General features: G+C 71.2%; 16 protein-coding genes and 2 tRNA genes. 8 read left to right on the top strand and 10 right to left on the bottom strand.

Features of this window, described 5'->3' with window-relative positions; genetic code table 11:
• Positions 1–164 precede the first annotated feature (164 nt).
• Together tig and ACFZCD_RS24980 are read right to left on the bottom strand one after the other, a co-directional pair.
• Positions 165–1541 carry a trigger factor gene (tig, locus tag ACFZCD_RS24985; protein WP_391834448.1) on the bottom strand — a complete coding sequence of 459 codons (1377 nt, stop codon included), beginning with the start codon at positions 1539–1541 and terminating at the stop codon, positions 165–167.
• 169 nt (positions 1542–1710) lie between these two features.
• A tRNA-Pro gene (locus tag ACFZCD_RS24980) sits at positions 1711–1787 on the bottom strand.
• 197 nt (positions 1788–1984) lie between these two features.
• On the opposite strand from ACFZCD_RS24980, the gene ACFZCD_RS24975 reads away from it, so the two are divergent.
• Positions 1985–2058: transfer RNA gene (locus ACFZCD_RS24975), tRNA-Gly, on the top strand.
• Between the two features lie 74 nt (positions 2059–2132).
• Here the strand turns inward: ACFZCD_RS24975 and ACFZCD_RS24970 are convergent.
• Positions 2133–2327, bottom strand: a complete 195-nt coding sequence (locus ACFZCD_RS24970) for a hypothetical protein (RefSeq protein WP_058044441.1) — start codon at positions 2325–2327, stop codon at positions 2133–2135.
• A 218-nt stretch (positions 2328–2545) separates the two neighbouring features.
• On the opposite strand from ACFZCD_RS24970, the gene ACFZCD_RS24965 reads away from it, so the two are divergent.
• Complete coding sequence (locus ACFZCD_RS24965) at positions 2546–3628, top strand: acyltransferase family protein (RefSeq protein ID WP_391834446.1); 1083 nt, start codon at positions 2546–2548, stop codon at positions 3626–3628.
• Between the two features lie 9 nt (positions 3629–3637).
• On the opposite strand, the gene ACFZCD_RS24960 is transcribed toward ACFZCD_RS24965, so the two are convergent.
• Together ACFZCD_RS24960 and ACFZCD_RS24955 are read right to left on the bottom strand one after the other, a co-directional pair.
• Positions 3638–4084: an HD domain-containing protein gene (locus ACFZCD_RS24960; RefSeq protein ID WP_391834445.1), complete on the bottom strand. Its 447-nt coding sequence runs from the start codon at positions 4082–4084 to the stop codon at positions 3638–3640.
• A gap of 32 nt (positions 4085–4116) precedes the next feature.
• A complete protein-coding gene (locus ACFZCD_RS24955) occupies positions 4117–5256 on the bottom strand; it encodes a PP2C family protein-serine/threonine phosphatase (protein ID WP_391834443.1) in 1140 nt (379 codons plus the stop codon).
• Between the two features lie 148 nt (positions 5257–5404).
• Between ACFZCD_RS24955 and ACFZCD_RS24950 the strand changes: the two genes are divergently transcribed.
• Positions 5405–6634: a GNAT family N-acetyltransferase gene (locus ACFZCD_RS24950; RefSeq protein ID WP_391834441.1), complete on the top strand. Its 1230-nt coding sequence runs from the start codon at positions 5405–5407 to the stop codon at positions 6632–6634.
• A gap of 58 nt (positions 6635–6692) precedes the next feature.
• Here the strand turns inward: ACFZCD_RS24950 and ACFZCD_RS24945 are convergent, their stop codons facing one another.
• Entirely contained in the window at positions 6693–7499 is an 807-nt protein-coding gene (locus ACFZCD_RS24945) for an Fpg/Nei family DNA glycosylase (protein ID WP_391834439.1), read from the bottom strand.
• Between the two features lie 124 nt (positions 7500–7623).
• Complete coding sequence (locus ACFZCD_RS24940; protein WP_391834437.1) at positions 7624–8109, bottom strand: ribose-5-phosphate isomerase; 486 nt, start codon at positions 8107–8109, stop codon at positions 7624–7626.
• A 189-nt stretch (positions 8110–8298) separates the two neighbouring features.
• Here ACFZCD_RS24940 and ACFZCD_RS24935 point away from each other — a divergent pair, with 189 nt between their 5' ends.
• A complete protein-coding gene (locus ACFZCD_RS24935) occupies positions 8299–9717 on the top strand; it encodes an amino acid permease (protein ID WP_391834848.1) in 1419 nt (472 codons plus the stop codon).
• Positions 9718–9796: 79 nt separating this feature from the next.
• Here the strand turns inward: ACFZCD_RS24935 and ACFZCD_RS24930 are convergent, their stop codons facing one another.
• Positions 9797–10399 (bottom strand): biotin transporter BioY, encoded by a 603-nt coding sequence (locus ACFZCD_RS24930; protein WP_391834435.1) that lies wholly within the window; start codon positions 10397–10399, stop codon positions 9797–9799.
• A gap of 295 nt (positions 10400–10694) precedes the next feature.
• On the opposite strand from ACFZCD_RS24930, the gene ACFZCD_RS24925 reads away from it, so the two are divergent.
• The 3 genes from ACFZCD_RS24925 to ACFZCD_RS24915 all read left to right on the top strand — a co-directional run bounded on the left by ACFZCD_RS24925 (position 10695) and on the right by ACFZCD_RS24915 (position 14507).
• A complete protein-coding gene (locus ACFZCD_RS24925; RefSeq protein ID WP_391834433.1) occupies positions 10695–12089 on the top strand; it encodes an amino acid permease in 1395 nt (464 codons plus the stop codon).
• 171 nt (positions 12090–12260) lie between these two features.
• Positions 12261–13673 (top strand): amino acid permease, encoded by a 1413-nt coding sequence (locus ACFZCD_RS24920; protein ID WP_391834431.1) that lies wholly within the window; start codon positions 12261–12263, stop codon positions 13671–13673.
• Between the two features lie 195 nt (positions 13674–13868).
• Positions 13869–14507, top strand: coding sequence for a superoxide dismutase (locus ACFZCD_RS24915; RefSeq protein ID WP_391834429.1), 639 nt, complete (start codon positions 13869–13871; stop codon positions 14505–14507).
• A 124-nt stretch (positions 14508–14631) separates the two neighbouring features.
• Here the strand turns inward: ACFZCD_RS24915 and ACFZCD_RS24910 are convergent, their stop codons facing one another.
• Both ACFZCD_RS24910 and ACFZCD_RS24905 read right to left on the bottom strand, forming a co-directional pair.
• Positions 14632–15225: a hypothetical protein gene (locus tag ACFZCD_RS24910; RefSeq protein WP_391834427.1), complete on the bottom strand. Its 594-nt coding sequence runs from the start codon at positions 15223–15225 to the stop codon at positions 14632–14634.
• Positions 15226–15356: 131 nt separating this feature from the next.
• Positions 15357–15998, bottom strand: a complete 642-nt coding sequence (locus tag ACFZCD_RS24905; RefSeq protein ID WP_391834425.1) for a DsbA family protein — start codon at positions 15996–15998, stop codon at positions 15357–15359.
• Between the two features lie 105 nt (positions 15999–16103).
• Here ACFZCD_RS24905 and pepN point away from each other — a divergent pair, with 105 nt between their 5' ends.
• Positions 16104–18698, top strand: a complete 2595-nt coding sequence (gene pepN / locus ACFZCD_RS24900) for an aminopeptidase N (RefSeq protein ID WP_391834423.1) — start codon at positions 16104–16106, stop codon at positions 18696–18698.
• Positions 18699–18834 lie beyond the last annotated feature (136 nt).

Here is an 18834-nt window from a genome sequence, read left to right as displayed (position 1 = left end):
GCCCGGGACGGGTCCGGGAAGGGCCCGGGACGGGATCCGCAGGTCGCACCGGGCCCGGGAACGGCACCCGGGGACACGGACGGGCCCGGACGTGCGAACACGTCCGGACCCGTCCATGACTGCCTTCAGGGCCGCCCTGCGGCGTCCGTGCGGGCGACCGGGGCTCAGGCCTCGGTCGTGCCCTCGGCGCCCTCGACGGCCTCGGTGGCGGCCTCGGCCGTCTCCTCGTCCTCGTCGTCCAGGCTGATGACCTCGCCGGACGCGTCCTTGACGGTGGCGGCCTCGACCACGGTGGCCAGCGCCTTGCCGCGGGCGACCTCACCGACGAGCATCGGGACCTGGCCGCCCTCGACGACCGCCTGGGCGAACTGGTCGGGGCTCATGCCGGAGGACTGGGCACGGCGCATGAGGTGCTCGGTGAGCTCCTCCTGGCCGACCGAGACCTTCTCCTTGTTGACGATCTCGTCGAGGATGAACTGGGTCTTGATGCCCTTCTCGGCCTGCTCCTTGAGCTCGGCGTCGAACTCCTCGGCGGACTTGCCCTGGATCTCCAGGTACTTCGCGAGGTCCAGGCCCATCTGGCCCAGCTGGTGGTGCTCGAGGTTGTGCTTACGGGTGTTGACCTCGTCCTCGAGCAGCTTCTCCGGCATCGGGACCTCGACCAGCTTGATCAGCTCGTCGAGGACCTTCTCCTGGGCCTGCGTGGCCTGGTCGAACTTCTTCATCCGCTCGAGGCGCTTGCGGCTGTCGGCGCGCAGCTCCTCCAGGGTGTCGAACTCGCTCGCCAGCTGGGCGAAGTCGTCGTCGAGCTCCGGCAGTTCGCGGGACTTGACGGCGGTGACGTCGACCTTGACCTCGGCCTCCTTGCCCTCGGCGGAACCGCCCTTGAGCTCGGAGGTGAAGGTGGCGGTGCCGCCGGCCTCCAGGCCGGTGACGGCCTCGTCGATGCCGTCGAGCAGCTGGCCGGAGCCGATGGTGTAGTCGACGCCCTTGGCGACGCCGTCCTCGAGGACCTCGCCGTCGACCTTGGCCTCCAGGTCGACGGTGACGATGTCGCCCTCGGCGGCGGCGCGCTCGACCGGGGCGGTGGTGGCGAAGCGGTCGCGCAGCTGCTCGATCGACTTCTCGACGTCCTCGTCGGTGACCTCGACGGAGTCGACGGTGACCTCGATGCCGGAGTAGTCCGGGATCTCCAGGGTCGGGCGGATGTCCACCTCGGCGGTGAAGGCCAGCAGCTCGCCGTCCTTCAGCTCGGTGATGTCGACCTCGGGCTGACCCAGCGGGTTCAGCTCGGCCTCGTTGATCGCCTCGGTGTAGAACTTCGGAAGCGCGTCGTTGACGGCCTCCTCCAGCACCGCACCGCGGCCGAAGCGCTGGTCGATGACACGGGCCGGGATCTTGCCCTGACGGAAGCCCTTCACCGTGACCTGCTGGTTGATCTTCTTGTACGCCGCGTCGAGGCTGGCCTTGAGCTCCTCGAAGGGCACCTCGACAGTGAGCCGAACCCGAGTCGGGTTCAGGGTCTCCACGGCGCTCTTCACGGTTCGGTCTCCTTGGGGCTGACTTCTGGTGATTCTGCTGAGGTTCAGCGGATCGCGCCCGGTAGGCAGACTCGGTGGTGCAGACACACGGGCGCGCAGCTTGCATAGTAACCGCAAGCAGGATGCGCCCCACAATGTGATCTTGACCGTGGCCGTGTGAGGTCGTGCGTGGTCGGGGTGGCCGGATTCGAACCGACGACCTTCCGCTCCCAAAGCGGACGCGCTACCAAGCTGCGCCACACCCCGTAAGTGCGAGACGTAGGGTACATGCCCGCGGAGGTCGTGGTGGCCGGATTACCGGCGGCGCCCGGGAGCACGGGGCGGCGCGGGACCGGCGTGAGGACGTGCCCGGGGGCGGGGCCGAAGGGGTGACGTGCGGTGCACCGCCCCGACCCGCTACGATGCACAGCGTGCCGCACGGTCTCTTCCGGTTCGCGGCGCGCGCGGGCGTAGCTCAATGGTAGAGCCCCAGTCTTCCAAACTGGCTACGCGGGTTCGATTCCCGTCGCCCGCTCCACCGACGCCTCCGGCCCTGCCGGAGGCGTTCGTCGTTCACCCGCCGTTTCGCCCGTCCGCCGATTGCCGTACGGCTCAGAACTTGATGCCGTTTATCGTTTCGGCGATCGAGTTCAGGAACCTCTGGATCGACGGGGCCATGCCCGTCGAGGCGAGGAAGAAGCCGAAGAGGATGGCGACGAGGGCCGGGCCGCCCTTGATGCTGCCGGAGCGGAAGAGCACCACCAGCACGATCGCCAAGAGCAGCACCACTGACAGCGAAATGGCCACAACTGATCACACCCTCGGTTCGGATACCCACTGGTCGCCCGGGAGTCATGCTCCCCGCGGCCCTCGCCCGTCAACCATCGTGCCACCAACTCGCCGGTTCCTGCGGGTCCGTGACATTTCATCGGCACTTCGTCCGGAAACTGTCCGTAAAGCCGGGGGAGGTGGATATACGGACGAGGGGTTTTACCCGCTCGGGCCGCGCCGCTAGGGTGCGTCGGATGTCCCCCGCTGTCACACCTCCCGCCCGCGCGGTGACCCCGTCGGGGCAGCCCGGCCCGGCGCCCGCGCCCGCCGCCCCCGCACAGCGCGACCCCTTCTTCGACAACGCGAAGTACCTCGCGATCGTCCTGGTGGCGCTGGGACACGCGTGGGAGCCCCTCTCGCACTCCAGCCGTGCCGCGATGGCGCTCTACCTGACCGTGTACACCTTCCACATGCCGGCGTTCATCCTGATCTCCGGATACTTCTCCCGCGGTTTCGACCTGAGCCCGGCCAAGCTCAAGCGCTTGCTCACGGGTGTGGTCGTGCCGTACGTGGTCTTCGAGGTCGCCTACACGTACTTCCAGCACTGGGCGGAGGACGACGCGCCGCCGGAGCCGGTCTCGCTGCTCAACCCGTGGTACCTGAACTGGTTCCTCGCCGCGCTCTTCGTCTGGCGGCTCACGACACCGGTCTGGAAGCTGATCCGCTGGCCCGTCCCGGTCGCCTTCGTCGTGGCCGTGCTGGCCGCGGTCTCCCCCGAGATCGGCGGCGACCTCGCTCTCCAGCGGGTGCTGCAGTTCCTGCCGTTCTTCGTGATCGGCCTGCACCTGCGGCGCGAGCACTTCGAGCTGGTGCGGCGGCGGTGGGTGCGGGTCGCGGCGGTGCCGGTGTTCGCGGCCGCGGTGGGCGTCGCGTACTGGCTGGCGCCGCGGCTGGACTCCGGCTGGTTCTACCGCAACACCGCCGTCCAGGACCTGCACGAGCCGGCCTGGACGGCCCCGGTGATGACGCTGGGCCTGTTCGTGTGCGCCGCGGTGCTCACGGCGGGTTTCCTGGCGTGGGTCCCGCGCCGGACCGTCTGGTTCACCTCGCTCGGCGCGGGGACGCTGTACGGGTACCTGCTGCACGGCTTCCTGATCAAGCTGTCGCGCTGGTGGGAGTGGTACGACGTGGCGGCGTGGGTGCGCCGGCCGGCCGGTGAGGTCCTGGTCACCCTGATCGCGATCGTGGTGATGACGGCGCTGTGCACGACGCCGGTGCGGCGGGTCTTCCGCTGCGTCATGGAGCCGCGGATGGAGTGGGCGTTCCGTAAGAACTGAGGGGTGCCTCTACGCTTCGATGCCCAGCAGCGCCCGCATCCGCGCGTACTTCGCCTTCAGGCGTTCCCGCGTCGCCTCGTCCAGTTCCTTCGCCCGCTCCGGGTCGGAGTTGTGCGCCAGGTCCGCCTCCTTGACCAGGAGGGCGCCCGGCGTGGCCAGGATGCGGGCCGCGTACGCCTCGGGGGCCTCGCCCTCGCGCTTGGTCACCGCCAGCACGATGTCCTTCACGGCCGGGGGCAGGTCCGAGGCGGCCAGCCACTCCTCGCTCACGGCGTCGTCCTCGACGGCGTCGTGCAGCCAGGCCGCGGCCATCTGCTCGTCGCTGCCGCCGCGCCGCCGGACGCCCTCGGCGACGGCCGCCAGGTGCTCGGTGTACGGGCGGCCCGCCTTGTCCGTCCGGGCGGCGTGGGCGCGGCGTGCCAGGGCCTCCACGGCGGCGAGGTCGAGAGCGGTCATGGGCGTCCTCCGGGGTGCGGTGCGGTGCGGTTTCAGTGCCGGCAGATCAGCAGCAGGGCCCGGTCGTCGTTGACGTCCTTGGCGACGGCCTCGATCAGGTGCCAGGCCGCGCCCTGGAAGCCGGCGGAGACGTAGCGGTCGGCTTCGCCGGTGAGGCGGTCCATGCCTTCGGTGAGGTCGCGCTCGGAGGTCTCGACCAGGCCGTCGGTGAAGAGCATCAGGACGTCGCCGGGCCGCAGCGTGCCCTTGATCGGGTCGAACTGGGCGCCGTCGTAGACGCCGAGGAGCGGCCCTTCCGCCCCCTTCTCCTCCCAGCGGCCGGTGCCGGCGCAGAGCTGGAGGCCGGGCAGGTGGCCCGCGGAGTACATCTCGTAGTCGCCGCTGTCGAGGTCGAGGACGAGGTGGACGGAGGTGGCGAAGCCCTCGTCCCAGTCCTGGCGGAGGAGGTAGCCGTTGGCGGCGGGCAGGAAGGCGTGGGGCGGCAGGGAGCCGAGGAGGCCGCCGAAGGCGCCGGAGAGCAGCAGGGCGCGCGAGGCGGCGTCCATGCCCTTGCCGGAGACGTCCGTGAGGACGACCTCCAGGCTGCGGCCGCCGTTGGTGCGGGCCGCGACGACGAAGTCGCCCGAGAAGGACTGGCCGCCGGCCGGCCGCAGCGCCATCTCCCGGTGCCAGCCGCGCGGCAGCTTCGGCAGCTTGCTCTGGACGCGGATGCGTTCGCGCAGGTCGAAGAGCATGGTGCCGCCGCGCCGCCAGGGCACGCCGACGCGGCTGCGGAACTGGGCGATGAGCAGCCCGAGGAGGCCGACCGCCGCGACGACGAGGATCGTGCCGGGCGTGACGCGGACGCCGTCCCCGGTCGCCTCGGCGTTCAGCACGGCGGCCTCGGCGACGAGGGCCACGGCGGAGGCGCCGTAGAGGGCGAGCAGGCTGGCGGGGCGCAGCAGCAGTCCGCCGGCGACGATGGGCAGGACGAGGGCGGTGGGGACGCACCAGGCGGGCAGCGCGATGGTGGTCAGGGCGAGTGCGGGGACGGTGAGGAGGAGGGCCGCGAGGGCGATCCAGTCGGAGCCGTCGCCGCGGAAGTAGTCCACCCCGGCTTTGCGCACGCTTGTGCGGGCCCGGTGCCATGCCTTGCGCATCCGGGCCGTCGGGGTCTCCGCACCGCCAGTCATTGCATCGTGACCTTATCCACCCATTCGGCGGTGCGTCGACTCACGCCGCGCCGACACGGCCGGGCACGGTACGTCCCGTGCGGCGGGGTCGGCCCCATATGCGAAATTCCTTCGCGTGCGGGCCCGGATCGCTGCTAGGGATGGGGGCATGACGACGGAGTTGCGAGTCCTGCGCGATGCCGATTTCGCCACCTGGTACGCCTCCCTGGAGCTGGCGTTCGGCGGTGTCCCCGAGGCCCCCGAGGAAGTCGCCCTGTGGCGTGAACTGCTCAGTCCCGGGCGGGCGCTCGGGGTCTGGGACGGCCCCGCGGCCGTGGGGACGACCGGGGCGTTCGCCTTCCGGATCACGGTTCCGGGCGGGGAACGGGTTCCCGCCGCCGGGGTGACGATGGTGGGCGTGCGGCCGACGCACCGCAGGCGGGGCGTGTTGCGGCAGATGATGCGGCGGCAGCTGGACGACGTACGGGCCTGGGGTGAGCCGCTGGCCGTGCTGACGGCTTCCGAGCCGGAGATCTACGGGCGGTTCGGCTACGGCATCGCGACCCACTCCGTGAGCGTCCGTATCGATACCTCCCGGGTGCGGTTGTCCGTCCCGCCGGGCACGGAGGGGGTGCGGCTGCGCTTGTCGGAGCCCGGTGAAGCACGCGACGCCTGCGAGACGGTCTACGCACGCCGGGTCGCCGCCCGGCCGGGCATGCTCGCGCGGCAGCCGGGCTGGGAGGCGCTGCCCGTGCTGGACCCCGCGGGCAACCGCGAGGGCGCCTCGCCGCTGCAGTGCGTGCTGGCCGAGGAGGACGGGCGGACGGTGGGGTACGCCCGCTATGCCGTGCGGCCCGACTGGACGGATTCGGTGGCGAACGGGACGGTGCAGGTGCGCGACGTGGAGGCGCTGACCCCCACCGCGTACGCCGCCCTGTGGCGCTGGCTGACGGAGCTGGACCTCACCTCCTGGGTCACGGCACACGACCGGCCCGTGGACGATCCGCTGCTGCACCTGGTCAGCGACATCCGGCGGTGCGAGCCACGGGTCAAGGACTCGCTGCACGTACGGCTGGTGGACGTGGGGGCGGCGCTCGCCGCGCGGACGTACCGCAGTGCGGTGGACGTGGTGCTGGAGGTGGCCGACGACTTCTGCCCCTGGAACGCGGGGCGGTGGCGGCTGACGGGCGACCCGAAGGGCGCGTCGTGCGAGCGCACGGAGGACGCGGCCGATCTGGCCCTGTCCGTGCGGGAGCTGGGCTCGGCCTACCTGGGCGGGGTGTCCCTGGCCGCGCTGGCGGGGGCGGGCCGGGTGCGGGAGCTGCGCGAGGGTGCGCTGGAGGAGGCGGCGGCGGCCTTCGGCAGCGACGTGGCGCCGTGGCTGCCGCACGGCTTCTGACGTCCCTTCCCGTTCTGACGTCCCTTCCCGTCTTCCCGCCGGGGGTGCTGCGGGGCTGTCAGCGCTGCTGGCAGCCCGCGCACCAGAAGAGGTTGCGGGCGGCGAGACCGGCCGTGCGGATCTCGTCGCCGCAGATGTGGCAGGGCATGGCGGCCCGGCGGTAGACGTAGACCTCGCCGCCGTGGTCGTCCACGCGCGGGGGGCGGCCCATGGCCTCGGGCGTGTGCTCGGGCCGCACGGTGTCGATCCTGTTGTTCCGCACGCCCTCGCGCATCAGCGCTGCCAGATCGGCCCAGATCCCGTCCCATTCGGAGCGGGTGAGGTCGCGGCCCGCGCGGTAGGGGTCGATGCCGTGCCGGAAGAGGACTTCGGCGCGGTAGACGTTGCCGACGCCCGCGACGACCTTCTGGTCCATGAGCAGGGCGGCGATGCTGGTGCGGCTGCGGGAGATCCGCTGCCAGGCCTTGCCGGGGTCGTCGCCGGGGCGCAGCGGGTCGGGGCCGAGGCGGTCGTGTATCGCCTGCTTCTCGGCGCCGGTGATCAGGGCGCAGGTGGTGGGGCCGCGCAGGTCCGCGTACGCGTCCGGGGTCGTGAGGCGGAGGCGGACCGTGTCGGTCGGCGGCGGCACGGGGCCGCCGCCGAGGGCGTACTTCCCGAAGAGACCCAGGTGAATGTGGATCCAGGCGTCGCCGAAGCCGAGGAAGAGGTGTTTGCCGTGGGCTTCGGCGGTTTCGAGGACGCGGCCGTCGACGAGGGCGGCGCCGTCGGAGAACTTGCCCTGGGGGCTGGTCGCCCGGACCGGGCGCTCCCCGAAGGCACGGTTGTGGTCCGCCGCGAGGCGGTGGATCGTATGCCCTTCGGGCATGGAGATGTCCTCCGGACGGGGTCGCTTTCGGCTGCGGGCCGACCGGGCTGCCCCGCCGCTGCGCGCGGCGGGACCCGCCCGCCCGGTCACCGGGAGCGGGCGGGCCGGGCCGGGACGGCCGGGATTACTGCTGCGGGTGGTGCGCCGGGATCTCCGGGAGCTCGCCCGTCGTCTCGTAGCGGGCCAGCATCTCGATGCGGCGGGTGTGCCGCTCCTCACCCGAGTACGGCGTGGCCAGGAAGATCTCGACGAACTTCGTCGCCTCTTCCTGCGTGTGCATCCGGCCGCCGATGCTGATGACGTTGGCGTCGTTGTGCTCGCGGCCGAGCGCGGCCGTCTGCTCGCTCCAGGCCAGGGCGGCCCGGACGCCCTTCACCTTGTTCGCGGCGATCTGCTCGCCGTTGCCGGAGCCGCCGATCACGATGCCGAGGCTGTCCGCGTCCGCGGCGGTCCGCTCCGCGGCGCGGAGGCAGAACGGCGGGTAGTCGTCCTGGGCGTCGTAGATGTGGGGACCGCAGTCGACGGGCTCGTGGCCGTGGGCCTTGAGCCACTCGACGAGGTGGTTCTTGAGTTCGTAGCCGGCATGGTCGGAGCCGAGGTACACGCGCATGCGTCCGAGTGTGGCATGCCGCGGAGCGGCGTTTCGTCAGGAGGGGAGATGTAACGCTGAGTGAACACAACGAAATGGATTCGGGTCTTCCTAAAGACACCTTTGAAAAGTTCTAATGCGGTCACTCGTAACCCGAGAACCTAAGGAACAACCCGAAGGAACGTGCACATGAGTGCGACACCGCCGACCATGACGAAGGGGTCGACGACCGGCGATCCCGGCCACGCCCCGGAGGCGGGCGGGGACGGCCTCAAGGCCGGGCTCAAGAACCGCCACCTGTCCATGATCGCCATTGGCGGTGTCATCGGAGCGGGCCTGTTCGTGGGTTCCGCCTCCGGCATCGCCGCCGCCGGCCCCGGCATCCTGATCTCCTACGCGCTCGTCGGCGCGATGGTCGTCTTCGTGATGCGGATGCTCGGCGAGATGGCCGCGGCCAATCCGACCTCCGGGTCGTTCTCCGCCTACGCGGACCGGGCGCTGGGCCGCTGGGCCGGTTTCACCATCGGCTGGCTCTACTGGTTCTTCTGGGTCGTGGTGCTGGCGGTCGAGGCGACCGCGGGTGCCAAGATCCTCCACGGCTGGGTGCCCGGCGTGCCCCAGTGGGGCTGGGCCCTGATCGTGATGCTGGTCCTCACCGCCACCAACCTGGCCTCGGTCAGCTCGTACGGTGAGTTCGAGTTCTGGTTCGCCGGCATCAAGGTCGTGGCGATCGCCGGTTTCGTGATCATCGGTCTGCTCGCCGTCTTCGGCGTGCTGCCCGGCTCCGACAACCCCGGCCACGGCTTCGACCTGCTCACCTCGCACGGCGGCTTCCTGCCGAACGGGCCCGGCGCCATCCTCACCGGTGTGCTGATGGTCGTCTTCTCCTTCATGGGCAGCGAGATCGTCACCCTGGCCGCCGGTGAGTCCGAGGACCCGCAGCGCGCCGTGACGAAGGCCACCAACAGCGTCATCTGGCGGATCGGCGTCTTCTACCTGGGCTCGATCCTCGTCGTGGTCTCCCTGCTCCCGTGGGACTCCAAGGAGATCGCCGACAAGGGCAGCTACGTCGCGGCGCTCGACTCGATCGGCATCCCGCACGCCGGCCAGATCATGAACGTCATCGTGCTGACGGCCGTGCTGTCCTGCCTGAACTCGGGCCTGTACACCGCTTCCCGCATGGCCTTCTCCCTCGGCCAGCGCGGCGACGCGCCGAAGGCCTTCGCCAAGACGACCTCCCGCGGCGTGCCGCAGGCGGCGATCCTGGGCTCGGTGATCTTCGGGTTCCTGTCGGTGGGCTTCAACTACCTGTGGCCCGACACCGTCTTCAAGTTCCTGCTGAACTCGTCGGGTGCGGTCGCGCTCTTCGTCTGGCTGGTCATCTGCATCACGCAGCTGAAGATGCGCGGTGTCATCCTGCGCGAGATGCCGGAGAAGCTCGTCGTCCGGATGTGGCTCTTCCCGTACCTCACCTGGGCCACCATCGCCATGATCGTGTTCGTGCTGGGCTACATGGTGGTCGACGGCGGCGACAACCGGGAGCAGGTCCTGCTCTCGACGCTCGTGGGCGGCGTGGTCCTGGCCATCGGCCTGGTCCTGGACCGCAGGCGCCGGGTCGCCGGTCGCTAGCGGCAAGCACCTCGCACACACGAAGCGGCCCGCGTCTCCCTTCCGGAGACGCGGGCCGCTTCGTGTGTAAGGGGGAGGACTAGCCCCGGCGCCCCAGGAGCTTCCACGCCGTGGGCAGCGCGCCCATGGCCAGTGCGGCCTTGAGGACGTCGCCGATGAGGAACGGCGTCAGACCGGCCGCCACGGCCTCCGTGAGGGGCATGTGCACGGCCAGGGCCAGGTACGGCACGCCGACCGCGTAGATGATGCCCGTGCCGAGGGCCATCGTGCCCGCGGTGCGCAGGGCGGAGCGGTCGGCGCCGCGGCGGGCGAGGGCGCCGGCGACGGTCGCGGCGAGGAGCATGCCGAGGACGTAGCCGAAGGAGGGGAAGGCGGCGCCGGAGCGGGCCTCGGCGAACCAGGGCATGCCCGCGACGCCCGCGACGGCGTACAGGGCGAGCGAGAGGAAGCCGCGGCGGGCGCCGAGGGCGGTGCCGACCAGGAGGGCCGCGAAGGTCTGGCCCGTGACCGGGACCGGGGAGCCGGGGACCGGCACGGCGATCTGGGCCGTGAGACCGGTGAGGGCGGCGCCGCCCAGGACCAGGGCCGCGTCGCGCACGCGGGCACGCCCGGCGGTGGAGGCGGGGAGCAGATCGGCGAGGACCGTACCGGTCCGGGGAACAGAGGCAGCAGCGGTGGCCATCTTCACTCCGCAGGTAAATGGTGGGGACAATGGGTGGGACAAGCAGTGACTGTGCGACGTTAGCCGAGCGCGCCCGGGCGGGCATCGCACGGCAATGACAAAGGCAGGCCGTACGGCTTGGAGACTTCCCAGCGAGGTTCCCGGCGCGGCCCGTTTTCCGCGTGATGCTTGTCACTGGGGACCGGCGAGGCTTGGCTCGGAGCACCTTGCCGGGAGAATGTGGAGTCACCTATACCTCTTTGCGCCTTGCGCGAAGATCCCCAGCGCTCTTCGCGCGGACCGAGAGTACGAGCCCATGCACGACGCACCCCCCGCCGCCGATTCCCTCGCGGCCGAGAAAGAACCCCTGTCGGCCGGGCTCAAGCAGCGGCACCTGACGATGCTCGGACTGGGCGGCGTCATCGGCGCCGGCCTGTTCGTCGGTTCCGGGGCCGGCATCGCCGTCGCGGGCCCGGGCATCATCGTGTCGTACCTGATCGCGGGCGCGCTCGCGATGCTGGTGATGCGGATGCTCGGCGAGATGTCCGCCGCGATGCCCGCCTCGGGCGCGTTCTCGGTGCACGCCGAGCGGGCGCTGGGCCGCTGGGCCGGCTTCACGGTCGGCTGGCTGTACTGGTTCCTGCTGGTGGTCGTGCTGGCCGTGGAGGCGACGGGCGCGGCACAGATCGCGAACGGCTGGGTGCCGGGCGTCCCGCAGTGGGCCTGGGTGCTGATCTTCATGGTGGTCTTCACGGCCGCCAACCTCTCCGCGGTGAAGAACTTCGGCGAGTTCGAGTTCTGGTTCGCCGCGCTCAAGGTCGGGGCGATCGTCCTCTTCCTGGCGCTGAGCCTGCTGGCGATCTTCGGCGTGCTGCCGGACACCGAGGCCGTGGGCCTCTCCAACCTCACCGGCCACGGCGGCTTCCTGCCCAACGGCGTCAGCGGCGTCGTCTCCGGCGTCCTCGCGGTCGTCTTCGCCTTCGGCGGCCTGGAGGTCGTCACGATCGCCGCGGCCGAGTCCGACGACCCGGCGCGCGCGGTGGGCCGTGCGGTGCGCAGCGCCGTGTGGCGCATCCTCTTCTTCTACGTGGGCTCGATGCTCGTCATCGTGACCCTGCTCCCCTGGTCGTCGATGCAGCCGGGCAAGAGCCCGTACGTGGCGGTGCTCGACCACATCGGCATCCCGGGCGCCGGCCAGATCATGAACGTCGTGGTGTTCGTGGCCCTGCTGTCCGCGCTCAACGCCAACCTCTACGGCTCGTCGCGGATGGTCTTCTCGCTCGCCGAGCGCGGCGAGGCGCCGCGGGCGCTGCTGAAGGTGTCGGGCGGCGGGGTGCCGCGCCGGGCGGTGGCGGCCTCGGTGGCGTTCGGTTTCGCCTCGGTGATACTCAATCTGGAGTGGCCGGATTCGATCTTCCGGTACTTGCTGAACGCCGTCGGCGCTGTCCTGCTCTTCGTCTGGGGTCTGATCGCCGTCTCGCAGCTGCGGCTGCGGCGCCGCATCGAGCGCGAGATGCCGGAGCGCCTGGCCCTGAAGATGTGGGCGTTCCCCTATCTGACCTGGGTCGCGCTGGCCGGGATGGCCGGTGTGCTGGTGCTGATGATCACCGACGAGGGGGCCCGTCCGCAGCTGCTGTGGTCGGCCGCGGCGACCGGCGCCGTGCTCGCGGTGGCCTGGGTGCGCGAGCTCCGGCTGCGCCGCGCAGGCTGATCATCCGCCGTGGGCGGCTCGTTTTCTTCGCCTTCTGGCGAGATGTCAGGCACGGACAGTCATTCCATGGTCTGAATATCGGACAGCTCTGTCATAGGTGTTGTCCTGAGCGAACATGACCCCCACACTGAGGCAACTTTTCCGCTCTCACCCCACGGGACACACACGACCATGACTCGGACTTCTGCGACCTCCGCGCCCGAGCGCGCGGTCAATGGCCAGACGCCGGGCGGCACGGACCTGTCGCACGGCCTCAAGCAGCGCCACCTGTCGATGATCGCCCTCGGCGGGGTCATCGGGGCCGGCCTCTTCGTCGGTTCCGGCGCGGGCATCGCCGCCGCCGGTCCGGCGATCGTGCTCGCGTACGCGGCCTCCGGGCTGCTCGTGATGCTCGTGATGCGGATGCTGGGCGAGATGGCCGCGGCCAACCCGGCCTCGGGCACCTTCTCCGTGCACGCCGAGAAGGCGATCGGCCCGTGGGCGGGCTTCACAGCGGGCTGGATGTTCTGGGTCGAGCTCTGCGTCGGCATCGCCGTCGAGGCGATCGGCGCGGCGCACATCATGCAGTCCTGGTTCCCCTCCACGGCCTCGTGGATGTGGGTGCTGATATTCATGGCCGTCTTCTGCGGGACGAACCTCGCGGCGGTCAGCAACTTCGGCGAGTTCGAGTTCTGGTTCGCGACGCTCAAGGTCGCCGCGATCGGCATCTTCCTCGTCCTGGGCGTCCTGGCCATCCTGGGCGTGCTGCCGGGCACCGAGGCCCCGGGCGGCGACAACCTCACCGGCCACGGCGGATTCCTCCCCAACGGCGCCAACGGCCTGGTCGTCGGCCTCCTCGCCTCGGTCTTCGCCTACGGCGGCCTGGAGACGGTGACGATCGCGGCCGCCGAGTCCGAGCAGCCGGTCAAGGGCGTCGCCCAGGCCGTCCGCACGGCGATGTGGCGGATCGCGCTCTTCTACGTCGGCTCGATGCTGGTCGTCGTCACCGTCCTGCCCTGGAACGACAAGTCGCTCCTGACGGACGGCCCGTACGTGGCGGTGCTGAAGTACCTGGACATCCCGGCCGCCGGGCAGATCATGAACGTGATCGTGCTGGTCGCCCTGCTCTCCGCCATGAACGCCAACATCTACGGCGCCTCCCGGATGTCGCACTCCCTGGTCACGCGCGGCGAGGGCCCGCGGTTCCTGGCCAAGGTCAGCGGCGGCGTGCCGCGGCTGACCGTGATCGCCTCCTCCGCCTTCGGCTTCTTCGCCGTCCTGCTCAGCTACTGGTGGCCGGACACGGTCTTCAAGTGGCTGCTGTACATGACGGGCGCCGCGGTGCTCGTGGTGTGGGGCTTCATCGCCGTCACCCAGCTGCGGATGCGCCGGCAGCTGGAGCGGACGGCGCCGGAGAAGCTCGTCGTGAAGATGTGGCTCTTCCCGGGGCTGACCTGGGTGGCCCTGCTCGGCATCGTGGGCGTCCTGGCCCTGATGCTGCGCGAGCAGGACACCCGCGTGCAGCTGTACTTCACGGCCGGGCTCACGGGCGCCCTCGCCCTCATCGGCTACCTGCGCCAGCGCGTGACGGCCGCGAAGCACTGAACCGCGGCGGCCCCGCCGCCCTCCGGCCACCACCCCACCCCCCACGAGGCGGGCCGGGTCCTGATCTCCAGGACCTAGCCCGCCTCGGTCTTTAGTCGGAGATCCACCGGGAGGGCCTCCCCCTTACGGCGCGTCAGATGCTCTTGCTGGTAGCGTCTACTTGCAAGTTAATTGCAATAAGTCGGAGGGCTCGGCATGGCCATCTACACACTTCCTGAACTTCCCTACGATTACGCTGCGCTGCAGCCGACGATCGACGCGAAGATCATCGAGCTGCACCACGACAAGCACCACGCGGCGTACGTCAAGGGCGCGAACGACACCCTGGAGCAGCTCGCCGAGGCCCGTGACAAGGACCAGTGGGGCGCCATCAACGGCCTCGAGAAGAACCTGGCCTTCCATCTCTCCGGCCACATCCTGCACAGCATCTACTGGCAGAACATGTCCGGCGACGGCGGCGGCGAGCCTCTGGACAAGGACGGCGTGGGCGAGCTCGCGGACGCCATCGCCGAGTCCTTCGGCTCCTTCGCCAAGTTCAAGGCGCAGCTGACCAAGGCCGCGGCCACCACGCAGGGCTCCGGCTGGGGCGTCCTCGCCTACGAGCCGGTCAGCGGCAAGCTGATCGTCGAGCAGGTCTACGACCACCAGGGCAACGTCGGCCAGGGCTCCGTCCCGATCCTGGTCTTCGACGCCTGGGAGCACGCCTTCTACCTGCAGTACAAGAACCAGAAGGTCGACTTCATCGACGCCATGTGGGCCGTCGTCAACTGGCAGGACGTCGCCAAGCGCTTCGAGGCCGCCAAGCAGCGCGGCAACCTGCTGCTCGTTCCGTAGGGAACGCCCCCGGTGTCCTGCTCGTGATCGTCTTCTCACCCTTCACGCGGCAGGCGGCGAAGGCCCCTGCGTCCGCGGGGGCCTTCGCTTATGAGTGCGCGCATGCGTGCACTCATGCTTGTTCTCATGCGTGGCCGAACGCCTCGCCCGTCACCGTGAACTCCTTCGCGAGCCCCACGTCGTGCAGCCGGGCGAGCCGCCCCGCGTCCCAGCGCGTGAGCACCGCGAAGCGGTAGTCGGCCGAGGCCGTCCCGTCGGCGGCGACCCGTACGGTGCCCGTCAGCCGGTACTCGAACGCGCGCAGCGCCAGCCACCAGTCCACGCTCCCCCACGCCGGCGAGAGCCCCACCTCGCGCCGGCCGCTGTCCGCGGGGTACGCGGCGGCCGTGCCGGGGCCGCCGCGCCACCGCTCCAGCGCCTCGGCGCGCCAGCGGTCCAGCTGCGCGTCGGCCGCGGAGCGCACGGCCGGAAGGGCCAGCAGTGCGTCCGCGTCCACGCGGTACGGGGCGCCGGTGCCGCGCAGGTAGTGGCGCAGGGCGCCGGCCGCCCGGCGCAGCCCCAGGGCGGACCGCACCCCGGCCAGGACCTGCCCGTACGCCCGCAGCAGCAGGTCGTACGGCTGTACGGGCCGCTCGGCGAACCGGTTCGCGAGCGGTGCGTCCGCGTCCGCCCGACCGCCGTCCCAGCCGATCGGCGACGTGACTTCGGTCTGCCCCATACGGGGACATTAAGGGAGAAGGGGGCCCCGCGCGCGTCGGCCGGTTCCGGCACCGCCAGGTCGTGCGACTGCGGGCCGTCCGTGGCTGGTCGCGCACAGTTCCCCGCGCCCCTTACGGGGCACAGCCGCACTCAGTCGAAGACCGGACCCTGCGTGCGGGTCCGCTTGATCTCGTAGAAGCCCGGCGTCGACGCCACCATCAGCGTGCCGTCCCACAGCCGCGCCGCCGCCTCGCCCTTCGGGGCGGGGGTGACGACCGGGCCGAAGAAGGCGATCTGCTCGCCGTCGGCGCCCGGCACGGCGATAACCGGCGTGCCGACGTCCTGGCCGACCTTCGAGATGCCCTCCTCGTGCGAGGCGCGCAGCTCGGCGTCGAAGGCGTCCGACCGGGCGACGTCCGCGAGCTCCGCGGGCAGGCCGGCCTCCTCCAGAGCGGCGACGATCGTCTCGTGGTCGCGCGGCAGTCCCTGGTTGTGGAAGCGGGTGCCGAGGGCGGTGTACAGGGGGCCGAGGACGTCCTCGCCGTGCTTGACGGCGGCCGCGATGCACACCCGCACCGGGCCCCAGGCCTCGGTCCGCATGAACGCGCGCATCTGCTCGTCCATCGTGTCGAGCTTGTCCTCGTTGAGGACGGCGAGGCTCATCACGTGCCACCGCACCTCGACGGGGCGGACCTTCTCGACCTCCAGCATCCAGCGCGAGGTCATCCAGGCCCAGGGGCAGAGCGGGTCGAACCAGAAGTCGGCGGGGGTCTTGTTCTCCACAGCGGTCACGCGGGTCTCCTCGGGCGAGCAGGTCAGTGGCCGTTTCAACAAACACACCCCGTGCCATGATTCCGCTGTTGCCCGATAACCCCCTCCAGCCGAAGGAGTCCCGACGTGCCCGGTGAGAACCTGACCCGCGAGGAGGCCCGCGAACGGGCCCGGCTGCTGGCGGTCGACGCCTACGAGGTGGCGCTCGACCTGCGGTCCGCGATGGGCGCGGGGCAGGACCACCGCACGTTCCGCTCGGTGACGACCGTGCGCTTCCGCTGCGCCGAGCCCGGCGCGGCGACCTTCGCGGACCTGCTGGCGCCGGCCGTCACGGCCGTCACGCTGAACGGCCGCGCGCTGGACCCGGCCGCCGTCTTCGACGGCTCGCGGATCGCGCTGGACGGCCTGGCCGCCGAGAACGTGCTGGTCGTCGACGCGCAGTGCGCGTACAGCCGGACCGGCGAGGGCCTGCACCGCTTCGAGGACCCCGAGGACGGCGAGGTCTACCTCTACACCCAGTACGAGCCCGCCGACGCCCGCCGCGTCTTCGCGAACTTCGAGCAGCCCGACCTGAAGGCGCCGTTCTCGCTCACGGTGACCGCCCCGGCCGGCTGGACGGTGCTGGGCAACGGCGCGCAGGCCGGCGAGCCCGAGCCCGTCGGGCCGGACGCCGCCACCTGGCGGTTCGCGGAGACGCTGCCGATCTCCACGTACATCACGGCGGTCCTCGCCGGCCCGTACCACGTGGTCCGCGACCACTACAGCCGCAAGCTGCCCGACGGCTCCGTCCTGGAGATCCCGCTGGCCGCGCTCTGCCGCAAGGGCCTGGCCCGGCACTTCGACGCGGACGACGTCTTCACCGTCACCAAGCAGGGCCTGGACTTCTTCCACGACAACTTCGACTACCCGTACCCGTTCGGGAAGTACGACCAGGCGTTCGTGCCCGAGTACAACCTCGGCGCGATGGAGAACCCGGGCCTGGTGACCTTCCGCGAGGAGTTCGTCTTCCGCGGCAAGGTGACGCAGACCTCCTACGAGGGCCGGGCCAACGTCATCCTGCACGAGATGGCGCACATGTGGTTCGGCGACCTGGTCACCATGGAGTGGTGGGACGACCTGTGGCTGAAGGAGTCCTTCGCGGACTTCATGGGCACCTTCTCGATGGTGGAGGCCACCCGCTTCGACAACGGCTGGATCACCTTCGCCAACCGCCGCAAGGCCTGGGCGTACCGCGCCGACCAGCTGCCCTCCACGCACCCCGTCACGGCCGACATCCACGACCTGGAGGAGGCCAAGCTCAACTTCGACGGCATCACGTACGCCAAGGGCGCCTCGGTCCTCAAGCAGCTCGTCGCCTACGCGGGGCGGGAGGCCTTCCTGGAGGGCGCCCGGCGCTACTTCAAGCGGCACGCCTTCGGCAACACGCGGCTGACCGACCTGCTGGAGGTGCTGGAGGAGACGTCGGGCCGGGACATGGCGGCGTGGTCCCGGTCCTGGCTGCAGACGGCGGGCGTCAACTCGCTCACGCCGCTCGCCACGTACGACGCCGCCGGCCGGATCACGGAGCTCGCGGTGGTGCAGGAGGCCTCGGCCGAGCACCCCGAGCTGCGCCCGCACCGGGTGGCCGTCGGCCTCTACCGCCGCCGGGAGGAGGACGGCGCGCTCGTGCGCTACGCCGGCGCCGAGGCGGACGTCGCCGGGCCGCGCACGGTCGTGACCGAGCTGGCCGGGGCCGAGCGCCCGGAGCTGATCCTGGTCAACGACGAGGACCTCACCTACTGCAAGGTCCGCTTCGACGAGGTCTCCCTGGAGACGCTGCGGGCGCACCTGGGCGACATCGTGGACCCGCTCGCGCGCGCCCTGTGCTGGTCGGCGCTGTGGAACCTCACGCGCGACGGGCTGATGCCGGCCCGGGACTTCGTGGGCCTCGTGGAGCGGTTCGCGGGCGCCGAGACCGAGGTCGGCGTGCTGCAGATGCTGCAGGCGTGGGCGCGGTCCGCCCTCGTGCACTACGCGTCGCCCGCGTGGCGCGCGCAGGGCGGGCGGGAGCTCGCCGGCGGCGCGCTGCGCGAGCTGCGGGCCGCCGAGCCGGGCAGCGGCCACCAGCTGGCGTGGGCGCGCTTCTTCGCCCAGCTGGCCACGGCCGACGCCGACCTGCAGCTGCTGCGCGGCCTGCTGGACGGCTCCGCGCGGATCGACGGGCTGGAGGTGGACCAGGAGCTGCGCTGGGCGTTCCTGGCCGCGCTGACCGCCCGGGGCGCGGCCGGCGAGGAGGCCGTCGCGGCGGAGCTGGCCCGGGACCGCACCGCCTCGGGCGAGCGGCACCGCGTGCGCTGCCTGGCCTCCCGGCCGTCCGCCGAGGTCAAGGAGGAGGCCTGGGAGGCGGTCGTCGGCTCCGACCGGCTCTCCAACGCCCTGGCCGAGGCCACGATCGCGGGCTTCGACCAGCCGGGCCAGCGCGAGCTGCTCGCGCCGTACGCCGCCCGCTACTTCGCGGTGATCGAGGGCATCTGGCAGGAGCGGTCCATCGAGTACGCGATGGCCGTCGTGCGGGGGCTCTTCCCGGCGCTGCAGGACGACTCCCGCACCCTCGGTGCAGCCGACACGTGGCTCGCGGAGCACGCGGACGCACCCGCGGCGCTGCGGCGGCTCGTGCTGGAGGCCCGGGACGATCTCGCGCGTGCGCTGCGGGCGCAGGAGTGCGACGGCGCCGCGGACTAGGTCCACGGCCTACCGGGTACGGTCCGGCCGCGGGGTGATCCCGCGGCCGGGGCGTTCCCGTCCGCTGAGCTGCGTTCGGCACCGCCGGACAGGTCGACGTGGGCTTCTCGCCGTTGCGGCGGACAAGAAACCCGGC

Source organism: Streptomyces sp. NPDC008001 (genome assembly GCF_042958085.1).
Taxonomy (GTDB): Bacteria; Actinomycetota; Actinomycetes; order Streptomycetales; family Streptomycetaceae; genus Streptomyces.
This window is presented reverse-complemented; position numbering and strand designations above follow the sequence as displayed.

Bases quoted from the DNA above. Each gene is read 5' to 3' on its own strand.
- ACFZCD_RS24965 (WP_391834446.1), top strand. From the start codon at position 2,546: ATGTCCCCCGCTGTCACACCTCCCGCCCGCGCGGTGACCCCGTCGGGG.
- ACFZCD_RS24960 (WP_391834445.1), bottom strand. From the start codon at position 4,084: ATGACCGCTCTCGACCTCGCCGCCGTGGAGGCCCTGGCACGCCGCGCC.
- ACFZCD_RS24955 (WP_391834443.1), bottom strand. From the start codon at position 5,256: ATGACTGGCGGTGCGGAGACCCCGACGGCCCGGATGCGCAAGGCATGG.
- ACFZCD_RS24950 (WP_391834441.1), top strand. From the start codon at position 5,405: ATGACGACGGAGTTGCGAGTCCTGCGCGATGCCGATTTCGCCACCTGG.
- ACFZCD_RS24945 (WP_391834439.1), bottom strand. From the start codon at position 7,499: ATGCCCGAAGGGCATACGATCCACCGCCTCGCGGCGGACCACAACCGT.
- ACFZCD_RS24940 (WP_391834437.1), bottom strand. From the start codon at position 8,109: ATGCGCGTGTACCTCGGCTCCGACCATGCCGGCTACGAACTCAAGAAC.
- ACFZCD_RS24935 (WP_391834848.1), top strand. From the start codon at position 8,299: ATGACGAAGGGGTCGACGACCGGCGATCCCGGCCACGCCCCGGAGGCG.
- ACFZCD_RS24930 (WP_391834435.1), bottom strand. From the start codon at position 10,399: ATGGCCACCGCTGCTGCCTCTGTTCCCCGGACCGGTACGGTCCTCGCC.
- ACFZCD_RS24925 (WP_391834433.1), top strand. From the start codon at position 10,695: ATGCACGACGCACCCCCCGCCGCCGATTCCCTCGCGGCCGAGAAAGAA.
- ACFZCD_RS24920 (WP_391834431.1), top strand. From the start codon at position 12,261: ATGACTCGGACTTCTGCGACCTCCGCGCCCGAGCGCGCGGTCAATGGC.
- ACFZCD_RS24915 (WP_391834429.1), top strand. From the start codon at position 13,869: ATGGCCATCTACACACTTCCTGAACTTCCCTACGATTACGCTGCGCTG.
- ACFZCD_RS24910 (WP_391834427.1), bottom strand. From the start codon at position 15,225: ATGGGGCAGACCGAAGTCACGTCGCCGATCGGCTGGGACGGCGGTCGG.